Origin of the sequence: Arthrobacter sunyaminii (assembly GCF_018866305.1) — a bacterium.
GTDB classification, from domain to species: domain Bacteria; phylum Actinomycetota; class Actinomycetes; order Actinomycetales; family Micrococcaceae; genus Arthrobacter_B; species Arthrobacter_B sunyaminii.
On the sequence record NZ_CP076456.1, the window covers coordinates 1,568,976 to 1,582,313 of the forward strand.

The 13,338-nt window shown below is 65.2% G+C and carries 9 protein-coding genes; 6 read left to right on the forward strand and 3 right to left on the reverse strand.

All coding sequences use genetic code 11. The features are described from left to right. The first annotated feature begins 1 nt into the window (after position 1). The 3 genes from dnaE to nrdR all read left to right on the forward strand — a co-directional run bounded on the left by dnaE (position 2) and on the right by nrdR (position 5,618). On the forward strand, positions 2-3,538 hold the full coding sequence (gene dnaE / locus KG104_RS06895; protein ID WP_207346543.1) for a DNA polymerase III subunit alpha: 3,537 nt from the start codon (positions 2-4) through the stop codon (positions 3,536-3,538). A gap of 40 nt (positions 3,539-3,578) precedes the next feature. Further along, complete coding sequence (gene hisD, locus KG104_RS06900) at positions 3,579-4,931, forward strand: histidinol dehydrogenase (RefSeq protein WP_237688688.1); 1,353 nt, start codon at positions 3,579-3,581, stop codon at positions 4,929-4,931. A 201-nt stretch (positions 4,932-5,132) separates the two neighbouring features. After that, entirely contained in the window at positions 5,133-5,618 is a 486-nt protein-coding gene (nrdR, locus tag KG104_RS06905) for a transcriptional regulator NrdR (RefSeq protein ID WP_104102978.1), read from the forward strand. A gap of 138 nt (positions 5,619-5,756) precedes the next feature. On the opposite strand, the gene ppgK is transcribed toward nrdR, so the two are convergent. Together ppgK and map are read right to left on the reverse strand one after the other, a co-directional pair. Next, a complete protein-coding gene (gene ppgK / locus KG104_RS06910; RefSeq protein ID WP_104054683.1) occupies positions 5,757-6,560 on the reverse strand; it encodes a polyphosphate--glucose phosphotransferase in 804 nt (267 codons plus the stop codon). 38 nt (positions 6,561-6,598) lie between these two features. Further along, positions 6,599-7,477, reverse strand: coding sequence for a type I methionyl aminopeptidase (map, locus tag KG104_RS06915; protein ID WP_207346544.1), 879 nt, complete (start codon positions 7,475-7,477; stop codon positions 6,599-6,601). Between the two features lie 130 nt (positions 7,478-7,607). Between map and KG104_RS06920 the strand changes: the two genes are divergently transcribed. Continuing rightward, positions 7,608-7,784: an SPOR domain-containing protein gene (locus tag KG104_RS06920; protein WP_146067205.1), complete on the forward strand. Its 177-nt coding sequence runs from the start codon at positions 7,608-7,610 to the stop codon at positions 7,782-7,784. Positions 7,785-7,820: 36 nt separating this feature from the next. Here KG104_RS06920 and panB read toward each other — a convergent pair whose 3' ends face one another. Beyond that, positions 7,821-8,708 carry a 3-methyl-2-oxobutanoate hydroxymethyltransferase gene (gene panB, locus KG104_RS06925; protein WP_207346545.1) on the reverse strand — a complete coding sequence of 296 codons (888 nt, stop codon included), beginning with the start codon at positions 8,706-8,708 and terminating at the stop codon, positions 7,821-7,823. Positions 8,709-8,904: 196 nt separating this feature from the next. Here panB and glnA point away from each other — a divergent pair, with 196 nt between their 5' ends. Both glnA and KG104_RS06935 read left to right on the forward strand, forming a co-directional pair. Continuing rightward, positions 8,905-10,245 (forward strand): type I glutamate--ammonia ligase, encoded by a 1,341-nt coding sequence (gene glnA, locus KG104_RS06930; protein ID WP_104054680.1) that lies wholly within the window; start codon positions 8,905-8,907, stop codon positions 10,243-10,245. 16 nt (positions 10,246-10,261) lie between these two features. Then, positions 10,262-13,279 (forward strand): bifunctional [glutamine synthetase] adenylyltransferase/[glutamine synthetase]-adenylyl-L-tyrosine phosphorylase, encoded by a 3,018-nt coding sequence (locus tag KG104_RS06935; RefSeq protein WP_207346546.1) that lies wholly within the window; start codon positions 10,262-10,264, stop codon positions 13,277-13,279. Positions 13,280-13,338 lie beyond the last annotated feature (59 nt).

Genomic DNA, 13,338 nt, shown 5'->3' on the forward strand with positions numbered 1-13,338 from the left:
GGTGGCTTCAGCAACTTCTTCGAAATCGTTTGTCCATCTTCACAACCACACCGAGTACTCCATGTTGGACGGCGCAGCCCGCCTGACGGACCTCTTCAGCCACGCTGAAGAACTCGGCATGAACGCCGTGGCAACCACGGACCACGGATTCGTGTTCGGAGCTTTCGACTTCTGGAACAAGGCACGCAACGCCGGCATCAAGCCCATTGTGGGTGTTGAAGCCTACCTGACGCCGGGAACCGCACGGTCGGACAAAACCCGTGTGAAGTGGGGCGACGGCGGACGCAACGATGTCTCCGGTGCCGGCGCCTACACCCACATGACCATGTGGGCGGAGACCACCGAGGGCATGCACAACCTCTTCCGCATGTCCTCCCTGGCTTCCCTGGAGGGTTTCCTCTACAAGCCCCGCATGGACCGGGACCTGCTGCAGACCTACGGCAAGGGCCTCATCGCCACCACCGGCTGCCCCTCAGGGGAAGTCCAGACCAAACTGCGCCTGGGCCTGTACAAGGAAGCCGTCCAGGCGGCGTCGGATTTCCGGGACATCTTCGGGCCGGAAAACTTCTTCTGCGAGCTGATGGACCACGGCCTGGATATTGAACGCAACGTTCAGGCCGACCTGATCAAGCTGGCCCGTGAACTGCAGCTGCCGCTGGTGGCCACCAATGACCTGCACTACACGCACGCAGAGGACGCCTCCGCACACGCAGCACTGCTGTGCGTGCAGTCCGGCTCCTCCCTCGCCGACCCCAAGCGCTTCAAGTTCGACGCCGACGAGTTCTACCTGAAATCCCCGGCGGAAATGCGCGCCATCTTCCGCGACTACCCCGAGGCCTGCGACAACACACTGCTCATTGCCGAGCGGTGCGACGTTGAGTTCAACACCAAGGCCAACTACATGCCGCGTTTCCCCTGTCCGGAAGGGGAGAACGAGGAATCCTGGTTCGTCAAGGAAGTGGAAGCGGGCCTGCACCGCCGCTACCCGAACGGAATCAGCGACGACGTCCGCAAACGTGCCGACTATGAGGTGGGCATCATTGCCCAGATGGGTTTCCCGGGCTACTTCCTGGTGGTGGCCGACTTCATCAACTGGGCCAAGGCCAACGGCATCCGCGTGGGTCCGGGCCGAGGTTCCGGTGCCGGTTCCATGGCCGCCTACGCCATGGGGATCACCGACCTGGATCCGCTGCAGCACGGTCTGATCTTTGAGCGGTTCCTGAACCCTGACCGTGTTTCCATGCCTGACTTCGACGTCGACTTCGATGATCGGCGCCGCTCCGAAGTGATCCACTACGTCACAGAGAAGTACGGCGACGAGCGCGTGGCCATGATCGTCACCTACGGCACCATCAAGGCCAAGCAGGCGCTGAAGGACTCCTCCCGTGTCATGGGCTATCCGTTCTCCGTGGGAGAGCGCCTGACCAAGGCCATGCCGCCGGACGTCATGGGCAAGGGGCTGTCCCTGCAGGACGTCCACAACAAGGACGCCAAGCGGTACGGGGAGGCCGAAGAGCTGCGCGAACTGCTGCGCACCGATCCCGATTCCCAGCGCGTGTTCGACACCGCCTTGGGACTGGAAGGCCTCAAGCGCCAGTGGGGCGTGCACGCCGCCGGCGTCATCATGTCCTCCGACCCTTTGATCGACATCATTCCGATCATGCGCCGCGAGCAGGACGGTCAGGTCATCACGCAGTTCGATTACCCCACCTGCGAAGGCCTGGGGCTGATCAAGATGGACTTCCTGGGGCTGCGGAACCTGACGATCGTTTCCGACGCCGTGGAGAACATCAAGAACAACCGCGGCGAGGACCTGGTCCTGGAAGACCTGCCGCTCGACCTTAAAGAGGCCTATGACCTCCTGGCCGGCGGCGAGACCCTGGGCGTGTTCCAGCTCGACGGCGGACCCATGCGGTCGCTGCTCAAGAGCATGCGCCCGGACAACTTTGAGGACATTTCCGCCGTTATCGCCCTGTACCGGCCGGGCCCGATGGGTGCCAACTCGCACACCAACTATGCCCTGCGTAAAACGGGGCAGCAGGAAATCACTCCGATCCATCCGGAGCTCGAGGAACCGCTGGCAGAGATCCTGGGCACCACCTACGGCCTGATCGTCTACCAGGAGCAGGTGATGGCCATTGCGCAGAAGGTTGCCGGGTTCAGCCTCGGCCAGGCAGACATCCTGCGCCGCGCCATGGGTAAGAAGAAGAAGTCGGAGCTGGACAAGCAGTACGCCGGTTTCCACCAGGGCATGATTGACCGCGGTTACTCGGAGGCAGCCATCAAGGCCCTCTGGGACATTCTGCTGCCGTTCTCCGACTACGCCTTCAACAAGGCGCACTCGGCCGCCTACGGGGTGGTGTCCTACTGGACCGCGTACCTGAAGGCGCAGTACCCCGCGGAGTACATGGCTGCCCTGCTCACCTCGGTGGGTGATGACAAGGACAAGCTCGCCATGTACCTGAACGAGTGCCGCAAGATGGGCATCACGGTGCTGCCGCCGGATGTCAACGAGTCCAGCGTGAACTTCACCCCTGTGGGCAAGGACATCCGCTTCGGCATGGGCGCCATCCGCAATGTGGGCGCCAACGTGGTGCAGTCCATGGTGTCTGCCCGCGAAGAAAAGGGTGCGTTCACCAACTTCAAGGACTTCCTGATGAAGGTCCCTGCAGTGGTCTGCAACAAGCGCACCATTGAGTCGCTGATCAAGGCCGGCGCGTTTGATTCCATGGGCCACGCCCGGCGTCCGCTGGCGATGATCCACGAAGAAGCGATCGATTCCGTCGTCGTGCTCAAGCGCAACGAAGCCGTGGGCCAGTTTGACCTCTTTGCCGCCATCGCGGACCAGGAGCCGGAGGACTCGATCAGCATCGAGATTCCGGACCTGCCTGAGTGGGAGAAGAAGGACAAGCTTTCCTTCGAACGGGACATGCTGGGCCTGTACGTGTCCGACCACCCGCTGCAGGGTCTTGAGGGCATCCTCAGCCAGCACGCCGATTCTTCCATCACCAACATTGTGGGCGAGGAAGGTCCGCCCGACGGAGCGATCGTCACCATTGCCGGGATGATTACCTCACTGCAGCGCAGGATCGCCAAAAACAGCGGCAACGCCTACGCCCGCTGTGAGATTGAGGACCTGGCCGGCTCCATGGAGGTCATGTTCTTTGGCCAGGTGTACGGCCCGATTGCCGCAGTGCTCGCCGAGGACCTGATTGTGGTGGTCCGCGGCAGGCTCCAGCGGCGCGACGACGGCGCCGTGACCCTGAACGCCCAGGAGCTTACGGTTCCGGACCTGAGCGAGGGCCACTCCGGCCCGGTGGTGATTTCCATGGCCACCTACAAGGCCACGGAAACCGTGGTCACGCAGCTCGGTGACGTACTCCGGACCCACCCGGGAACCTCGGAGGTGCAGATCCGGCTCAACGGGTCACGGACGGTGGAAGTCATGAAGCTGGGGGTTGACCTGCGGGTGAACCCCACGCCGTCCCTGTTCGGCGACTTGAAGGTGCTGCTGGGCCCAACCTGTCTGGACGTGTAGCAAAGCGGCAGCGGGGCCGGTGGGGCAGTAGAATGAACCCGTGACTTCTTCCAGCCCCGCAGCCGTCAGCACGTCCTTCCGAACCCTTGACCTGCGCGGCCGGCATCTGTCGACCGCGGCACTGAAACAGGCGATGCCGCGTGCGGAGACCACCACAGACGTGGCCTCCGACGCCGTCGCCGCCATCATTGCCGACGTCCGCTCCCGCGGTTACAACGCGCTGAGCGAGCTGGCAGCCCGGTTTGACCGCGTGGAGCAGCACCGTCCGCTGGTTCCCCGCGCGGCGCTGAAGGAGGCCCTGCAGCAACTGGATCCTCAGGTCCGTGCGGCGCTGGAAGAATCCATCCGCCGCGCCCGGCTGTTTGCCGACGCCCAGCGCCCCCGGAACACCGACCTGCAGATAGGGCCCGGTGCCAACGTGGCCCAGAAATGGATTCCGGTCCGCCGCGTGGGCCTGTACGTGCCCGGCGGCCTCGCCGTTTACCCGTCCTCGGTGATCATGAACGTTGTCCCCGCCCAGGCTGCCGGCGTCTCTTCGCTGGCTCTGGCTTCTCCGCCTCAGCCGGCCTTCGGCGGCCTGCCGCACCCCACCATCCTGGCAGCGGCAGAGCTGCTGGGTATTGAAGAGGTGTACGCCATGGGCGGCGCCCAGGCCATTGCTGCCTTCGCCTACGGTGTTCCCGCCGCGGGGGACAACCCCGAGCTGGAACCGGTGGATGTGGTCACCGGACCGGGCAACGTCTACGTGGCCACCGCCAAGCGCCTGGTGAAGGGCGTCGTGGGAATCGACGCAGAAGCCGGGCCCACCGAGATTGCCATCCTGGCCGATGCCGGGGCAGACGCCCGTCTGGTGGCCGCGGACCTGATCAGCCAGGCCGAGCACGACCCGAACGCCGCCTCGGTGCTCGTCACCGACTCCGCTGAGCTGGAGCAGCGGGTTCGGGAAGAACTGGACCGTCAGGTAGCGGCGACCCGCCACCGCGAGCGTGTCGCCACCGCACTGTCCGGTCCCCAGTCCGGGACCATCCTGGTGGACAACCTGGAGCAGGGCATCGAGGTCTGCAACGCCTACGGAGCCGAGCACCTGGAAATCCAGACAGCCAACGCGGAAGAAGCAGCTGCGCGCATCACCAGCGCCGGCGCCGTCTTTGTTGGCAGCTACAGCCCGGTCAGCTTGGGCGACTACTGCTCCGGCTCCAACCATGTGCTGCCCACGGCGGGCACTGCCGCCTTCTCTTCGGGCCTGAATGTAACCACCTTCATGCGCGCGATCCAGGTCATCAACTATGACCGGGCTGCCCTGGCGGAAGTGAGCGGGCACGTGGTTGCTCTCTCCCGTGCAGAGGACCTGCCCGCGCACGGTGACGCCGTATCCGTGCGGTTTTCTTCCTGAGGCTGCGCCGACGCAGACGCCGAACCACCATATGTAGTGCAGACCGGTACTACATATGGTGACGAGCAGTTGGTGATGGGCCGTTCCGGACCCTAGAATGAGTGCGCAGCCGGCGCCGTGCCGGTTTGTACGAGTTCCTTCCGGGGCTTAGCGGCAACAAGCTGCCGTCCCGGACCCTGGACCCCAGCGAAAGGACACCGGATGTACTGTCCGTTCTGCCGCAACGCTGATTCCCGCGTCGTGGACAGCCGCCTGGCCGAGGACGGCTCGGCCATCCGCCGCCGCCGCCAGTGCCCGGAGTGCGGCCGCAGGTTCAGCACTGTGGAGACCACCAGCCTGAGCGTTATCAAGCGGTCCGGTGTTGGGGAGCCGTTCAGCCGCGGGAAGGTGATCAACGGCGTGCGCAAGGCGTGCCAGGGCCGGCCCGTGAGCGAAGATGACCTGGCCATGCTTGCGCAGGAGGTGGAGGAATCCATCCGCGCCAGCGGCGTGGCTGAAATTGATGCCCATGAGGTGGGCCTGGCCATTCTCAAACCTCTGCAGAAACTGGATCAGGTGGCCTACCTGCGTTTCGCTAGCGTCTATCAGGCCTTTGAGTCGCTGGAGGACTTTGAGGCCGCCATCGCTGTGCTGCGCCAGGATTCCCTGCACGGTTCGTCCGCTCCGGCAGGCTCCCGGGGCCGCTGACAGCGCTAAGTCGATTCTTTCTCCGCACGCGGACCAGGAGCGGCCATAAGAGAGGCGGCAGCAGGATAATCCTGCTGCCGCCTCTCTTATGGCCGTCCCGGCTGTCCGGCGCCCGGCTCAGCTGATCCCGGCCAGTGTCTACTTAATGAATTTGAAGTGCAGGGCAGCCTGCAGTGCTGCGCCCACAATGCCGGCGTTGTTCTTGAGGTTGGCCGTGACCAGCGGGGTGCGGAGGTTCAGCAGCGGCAGGAAGTCCTCGCTGCGCTTGGAGATGCCGCCGCCCACCACAAAGAGGTCCGGCGAAAACAGGAACTCCACATGGGAGAAGTACCGCTGCAGACGCTGCGCATATTCCTCCCAGCTGATGCCGTCGCGTTCCCGCGCCGAGGCTGAGGCCTTGGACTCGGCGTCGTGCCCGTCAATTTCCAGATGACCGAGTTCGGCGTTGGGAACCAGCATGCCCTTGTAGATCAGCGCCGAACCAATACCGGTGCCGAGGGTGATCACCAGGACCGTGCCGTCCACCTCTCGGCCGGCGCCGTAGCGGGCCTCCGCCAGGCCTGCCGCATCGGCGTCGTTCATCACCTGGACGTCGCGGCCCAGCGCCTTGGTGAGCAGCGTGTCCACATCCGTATCAATCCAGCTGTTGTCCACATTGGCCGCGGACCGGGCAATGCCGTGGGAAATGATGGCCGGGAACGTGACACCCACGGGGACGTCGGGTCCGGGGCCGCCCTTCCGGGAGGACAGTTCTTCGACAATCTGCGCCACGACGCCGGCTACCGCTTCGGGGGTGGCAGGCTGCGGGGTGGGAATGCGGTAACGGTCACCAATCAGCTTGCCCTTGGCCAGGTCGACGATGCCGCCCTTGATGCCAGTGCCCCCGATATCAATTCCAATGACGGCGTCGACATGCTTGTCGGACTTGTGCTTCTTGGCCATGGGTTCTCCAGTAGTAGTTCTCAGCTCGGACTAACAGGTCAGGGAAGGGTCAGAACTTCGGCGCCGGAGTCCGTCACGAGCAGCGTGTGCTCAAACTGGGCGGTGCGTTTGCGGTCCTTGGTAAGGACGGTCCAGTTGTCATCCCACATGTCCCACTCAATGGTGCCGAGAGTGAGCATAGGTTCAATCGTAAACACCATTCCCGGTTCGATCAGCCTGCTGTAGGCGGGCGCGGCGTCGTAATGGGGAATGATCAGGCCGGTGTGGAAGGCTTCACCGACGCCGTGGCCGGTGAAGTCACGGACAACACCGTAACCGAAACGCTTGGCGTAGGACTCGATGGTGCGGCCGATGACGTTGATTTCCCGTCCCGGCATGACGGCCTTGATGGCACGGCGGAGGGATTCCTGCGTGCGCTCCACCAGCAGCCGGGACTCTTCATCCACGTCTCCCACGAGGAAGGTCCAGTTAGTATCCCCGTGCACGCCGTTGATGTACGCGGTGATGTCGATGTTGATGATGTCGCCGTCTTCCAGCACCGTAGTGTCCGGGATGCCGTGGCAGATGACCTCGTTGACGGAGGAGCACAGCGACTTGGGGAAGCCGCGGTAGCCCAGCGTGGACGGGTAGGCGTGGTGGTCCAGGAGGAATTCATGGCCTATGCGGTCCAGCTCGTCCGTGGTGACGCCGGGGGCGATGTGCCTGCCCACTTCCACGATGGCCTGGGCGGCAATTTTTGAGGCCGCCCGGATCTTTTCGATGATTTCAGGGCTCTTGACCTCTGAACCGGTGAAGGGCGTGGGAGCTTCCCTGTCCACGTATTCCGGTCGCGGAATCGAGGCGGGAACCGGACGCCGCCGGCTCACGATTCCCGGGGTGAGATGGCCAAGGGGTGCAGTGGCAACTGTGTGGGGCATACCATCGATCTTATCGCCGCACGGCTGTGCCGCGGCACGCCGTCCCCTCGGCCGGAGCTCCGGAACGTCTTTATGAGCACGGAGCAAAAGTTCTGGGAAGAAAACGCACCACGTTCAAGGAGATCCGACCATGACCGAATACTGGTTCAACGTTGTCACGCACGAGGTTGAAAAGGGCCCCCAGTCCGACTGGACGAAACTGCTCGGCCCCTACAAAACAGAGGAAGAGGCGCAGTCAGCTCTTCTGAAGGTGCAGCAGCGCAACGAAGCCTGGGACAAAGAGGACGAAGAAAACCGCAGCTGGTAGCGGCTCCCGCCGCGGGCGGGCCAAGAACCTCACCGGCTAAAAGCTGTGCTCCGGGCCGGGAAAGGTTCCGCTGCGCACTTCGTCCGCATAGCTCCGGGCAGCAGCTGCCAGTACTGAACGGACGTCCGCGAACGCCTTGACGAACCGCGGCTGCTTGCCGCTGCGCAGGCCTGCCATGTCCTGCCAGACAAGGACCTGTCCGGTGGTGGCGTTGCCGGCGCCGATGCCGATGGTGGGAACCGCGACGGCGGCATCCACCTCGGCAGCGACATCGGCCGGCACCATTTCCATCAGGACACAGAAGGCGCCCGCTTCGGCCAGGGCGGCGGCGTCGTCGAGCACTGTGTGCCGGGCGTTCCCGCGCCCCTGTACCCGGTAGCCGCCCAGGGCATGCTCACTCTGCGGCGTGAAGCCCACGTGGGCCATGACGGGGATCCCTGCCGCCGCCAGGGCCCGGACGTGCGGCGCGTAAGCGGCCCCGCCCTCCAGCTTGACGGCGTGCACCAACCCCTCTTTGAGCAGCCGTATCGAGGATTCCACGGCCTGTGCGGGGGAGACCTCGTAGGAGCCGAAGGGCAGGTCGCAGACCACCAGGGCGCGGATGGCTCCCGCCGTGACGGAGCGGGCGAACACGAGCATCTCATCCAGTGTGATGGGCAGCGTGGTGGCGTGGCCCATGACATTGTTGGCGGCCGAATCACCCACCAAGAGCACCTCGATGCCGGCCTCGTCAAAGATGGCGGCGGTGTATTGGTCGTAAGCGGTGAGCATCGCAAAGTGCTCCCCTGAGTTCTTGAACTGCTGCAGGTGCGGGATGCGGATCCGGCGGGGCGTGGACGGGTTCGCAGGATCCCCGGGGGTGCCGGAAAGCGGCGGGCTCCCGGGATCCGGCGCGTACGGAGCGGACTGTTGCGCATCGGTCATGACCTGAGCGTACTAAACACGCGCGGCGTTGCCGCCGTTCTCCCGAAAGCCGCCGGTGTCCGCCGTAACGCAGGGTCCCCTTCAGGGCCTGCGGCGGCAAAAGGCCCGAGGATGGGTAGAGTGAACCCAGGCTTGTAATACTGGGACGGCACCGGAGGATCCGGGCCGTCCCACCGTCTGAAGAAAGAGGGTAGGGATGAACCGCCAGCAGGAATTCGTTTTGCGCACCATTGAAGAGCGAGACGTCCGGTTTGTGCGGTTGTGGTTCACCGATGTTGTGGGCACGCTGAAGTCCGTAGCCCTGGCCCCGGCCGAAGTCGAAGGCGCGTTTGAAGAGGGTCTGGGGTTCGACGGGTCCTCCATTGAGGGACTGGCACGCGTTTTTGAATCAGACATGCTGGCCCAGCCGGATCCGTCCACCTTCCAGATCCTTCCCTGGCGCGGAGACTCCGAGCAGACCTCGCGCATGTTCTGCGACATCCTCACCCCCGACGGCCAGCCCTCGGCGGCGGATCCCCGCAACGTGCTCAAGCGGCAGCTCGCCAAGGCCGCGGACATGGGCTTCACCTGCTACACGCACCCCGAGATTGAGTTCTACCTGCTGAAGTCCGATGAGCTCGGGCCCGACGGCGAACCCGTCCCCGTAGACCGCGCCGGCTACTTTGACCACGTGCCCGGCGGCGTGGCCCAGGACTTCCGCCGCACCGCGGTGTCCATGCTGGAAGCCGTAGGCATCTCGGTGGAGTTCAGCCACCACGAGGCCGGCCCCGGCCAAAACGAGATTGACCTGCGGTACGCGGATGCCCTGCAGACGGCAGACAACATCATGACGTTCCGCACCGTGGTCAAGGAAGTGGCCCTGACCACCAACTGCTACGCCACGTTCATGCCCAAGCCGTTCTCGGATCATCCCGGTTCCGGGATGCACACGCACCTGTCCCTGTTCGAAGGCGACACCAACGCGTTCTTCGAAGCCGGCGCCGAGTACCAGCTGTCCCGCACCGCCCGCCAGTTCATTGCCGGCATCCTGCGGCACGCACCGGAATTCACTGCCGTCACGAACCAGTTCGTGAATTCCTACAAGCGCCTGTGGGGCGGCGGGGAGGCGCCCAGCTACGTGTCCTGGGGCCACAACAACCGTTCCGCGCTGGTCCGGGTGCCGCTGTACAAGCCGGGCAAGGGCCAGTCAGCGCGGATTGAATACCGCGGCATCGACTCCGCAGCCAACCCGTACCTGTCCTACGCCGTCCTGCTCGGTGCCGGGCTCAAGGGCATCGAAGAAGGCTACGAGCTTCCCGCCGGTGCCGAGGATGACATTGAGAGCCTCTCGGCTGCCGAACGCCGCGCCATGGGCCTGGATCCGCTGCCGGCATCCCTGCATGACGCTGTCCGGGCGATGGAAGAGTCTGAACTGGTGGCCGAGATCCTCGGTGAGCAGGTCTTTGAGAACTTCCTGCGCAACAAGCGTGCCGAATGGAACGAGTACCGCCAGCACGTCACCCAGTTTGAGCTGAAGAAGAACCTGGGCATTCTCTAGAGATGGAGGTCCTCGCGTGAGTCTCACCCGCCGGCTGATCGCCGCAGGCTTCAGCGACCTGGACAAAAGCAGCCGTTTCCTGCAGGCTCCCGAGCTGGAGGGGCTTGATGAGCAGGCGCTGTTTACCGGGTTCCTGCAGGCCGCGGATCCGGATATGGCGCTGCAGTCGCTGGTCCGGCTGCTGGACCGCGTTCCCTCGCTGCGGGAGCTGGTTGAGGCGGGCGAACAGGAAAGCGAAGCCCTCTTCAGGCTCCTGGGTGCTTCAGAGGCGCTGGGAGAGTTCCTGATGCGCCACCCTGAGGCAGCGGACAGCCTGCGGGCTCCGCTGCGTGCCGAACCCGCGGAGGTGCCCGGGGACACCCTGCGGACGTCGCTGCTGGAATCCGTCAAGGCCGGTACCGGGACTGCACCGGTGGCCGGACTGACGGGAACGGAAGCCTACGTTGCCCTGCGGACCAGATACCGCAGGCACCTGCTGGACCTTGCCGTGCGGGACCTTGGCTCCGCCTCGCCCACCGACGTGCTGCCCGCCGTCGGACGCGAGCTCGCAGACCTTGCGGGTGCCGCTCTGGAGGCGGCGCTGGCTGTCTCGCGTGCCGAGCTGGCCACCAGCTACCCGGCAGAGGACATTTCCCGGGTGCGCCTTGCCGTCATCGCCATGGGCAAAGCCGGTGCGCGGGAACTCAACTACATCTCCGACGTCGATGTCATCTACGTGATGGAGGCTCCGGGGCTGGACGAGACGCTCGCGTCGCGGATAGGAACCGCTCTGGCGGCCGGGATCTCCCGTGCCATCAACGCCTCCGCCCCCGAGCCGGGGCTGTGGGAAGTGGACACCAACCTGCGGCCCGAGGGCAAGGACGGGCCCCTGGTGCGCACCCTCGACTCACACCTGAGTTACTACTCGCGCTGGGCGCACACCTGGGAGTTCCAGGCGCTGCTCAAGGCCCGTGCCGCGGCAGGGGACCCGGACCTCGGCCGCCGGTATGAGGAGGCAGTGGCGCCGCTGATCTGGTCCAGCACCGAGCGCGAGGGCTTCGTGGAAGCCGTGCAGGCGATGCGCCGCCGGGTCACCGACAACATTCCCGCCCACGAAGAAGCCCGGCAGCTGAAGCTGGGCAGCGGCGGTCTGCGCGACGTCGAATTCACCGTCCAGCTCCTCCAGCTGGTCCACGGGCGGACCGATGAAACCCTGCGCGTCCGCAGTACGACGGCGGCCATCGCGGCGCTGAGCGAGGGCGGCTACATCGGACGCACCGATGCCGTGGACCTGGATGCCGCCTACCGGTACCTGCGCGTGCTCGAACACAGGATCCAGTTGGTGCACATGCGGCGCACGCATCTGATGCCGGAGTCCGAAGCGGCCCTGCGGGCACTGGCCAAGGCCGCCAGCGGATCGCTGGCCGCGGGGCGTCCCACGGCGGAACGGCTCACCGAGACCTGGCAGCGCACCAAGCGGCTGGTGCGCCGTCTCCACGAGAGCATCTTCTACCGGCCGCTGCTGAACACGGCATCGAACCTCAGCGCGGACGAGGTACGTCTTACGCCGACAGCCGCGCAGGCCAGGCTGGCTGCCCTGGGCTATGCGGACCCCAAGGGGGCCATGCGGCACATCGAGGCGCTGACCACCGGCATCAGCCGCCGTGCTGCCCTGCAGCGCCAGCTCCTGCCCGTGCTGCTGGGCTGGCTCGCCGACGGGGTGGATCCCGACGCCGGCCTGCTGGGCTTCCGGCGCCTCAGCGAATCGCTGGGAGAGACCCACTGGTACCTGGGAATGCTGCGCGACTCGTCAGCCGCGGGGGAGCGGCTGTGCTCCATCCTGTCCTCCAGCAGGTTCATCACCGATTTGCTGGAGGTCTCGCCGGAGGCCACGGCCTGGCTGGACACTGATAAATTCCTGGTCCCAATGACCTTCGACGCGCAATGGCAGGAAATCCGGTCGAAGATGTCCCGCCATCCCAAACCGCAGGAGGCCATGCGGCTGATCCGGCTGATCCGCCGGCGCGAGATGCTGCGGATTGCGCTTGCCGACAGCGCATGCCTGCTTACCCAGGAAGAGGTGGGCCAGGCGCTCGCTGACGCGGACCGGGCTGCGGTCCTGGGGGCACTGCACGTTGCCGAAGGCGCAGTGCTGGAGCAGGAGGAGAAGCTCACCGACATGCTGGTGGTGGCCATGGGCAGGCAGGGCGGGCGGGAAATCGGCTACGGATCCGATGCAGATGTCCTGTACGTCCACCGGGCGCTGCCCGGCGCGGATCCCGGGGCTGCACAGTCCCAGGCCGAGCGCATTGTCGGGCAGCTCTCGGCCCTGTTGCAGCAGCCGTGCACGCCTGCCATCCTGGCAGAGAAAGTGCTGGTCCTGGATGCCGGCCTGCGCCCGGAAGGACGCAACGGGCCGCTGGTCCGCAGCCTGGGGTCCTACCGCGAGTACTACAGCCGCTGGTCGCTGATCTGGGAAGCGCAGGCACTGCTGCGGGCCCGGCCCATGGCCGGCAGCGACGACCTCGCCGCCGACTTTATCGACCTGATCGACCCGATCCGCTATTCGGCGGGTGTCAGTGAGCACGACATTGTGGAAATCCGGCGCATCAAAGCGCGCGTGGAAAACGAACGCCTGCCGCGCGGTGCCGATCCCTCGCGGCAGCTCAAGCTCGGCCGCGGGGCGCTCAGCGACGTCGAGTGGCTGGTGCAGCTGCTGCAGCTTGAACACGCCGGCACCCATCCTGAACTGCGCACCACATCCACGCTCCCGGCACTGGATGCCATTGCTGCGGCGGGTCTGATTCCCGAGGCGGACACAGCGATCCTCCGTGAAGCCTGGCTGCTGGCCAGCAGGATCCGCAGCGCCAATGTCATCAGGGGCGGACGTTACCCCGACGTGTTGCCTTCCTCACGCCAGGAACTGGAAGCTGTTGCCCGCTGGTGCGGTTACGGGGCGGGACAGGGCGGCGTTCTGGAGGAGGATTACCTGCGGATCACGCGCCGATCAAGGGCAGTTTTTGAGCGCTGGTTCTACGGCTACAGCACGCACTGACACCTGCTTCGACGGCGGGCGAATCCCGGCCCGCCGCACTCCCGGTTAGTTCCTGAGCT

Bases quoted from the DNA above. Each gene is read 5' to 3' on its own strand.
- KG104_RS06920 (WP_146067205.1), top strand. From the start codon at position 7,608: ATGACCGAATACTGGTTCAACGTTGTCACGCACGAGGTTGAAAAGGGC.
- panB (WP_207346545.1), bottom strand. From the start codon at position 8,708: ATGACCGATGCGCAACAGTCCGCTCCGTACGCGCCGGATCCCGGGAGC.
- ppgK (WP_104054683.1), bottom strand. From the start codon at position 6,560: ATGGCCAAGAAGCACAAGTCCGACAAGCATGTCGACGCCGTCATTGGA.
- map (WP_207346544.1), bottom strand. From the start codon at position 7,477: ATGCCCCACACAGTTGCCACTGCACCCCTTGGCCATCTCACCCCGGGA.
- glnA (WP_104054680.1), top strand. From the start codon at position 8,905: ATGAACCGCCAGCAGGAATTCGTTTTGCGCACCATTGAAGAGCGAGAC.
- nrdR (WP_104102978.1), top strand. From the start codon at position 5,133: ATGTACTGTCCGTTCTGCCGCAACGCTGATTCCCGCGTCGTGGACAGC.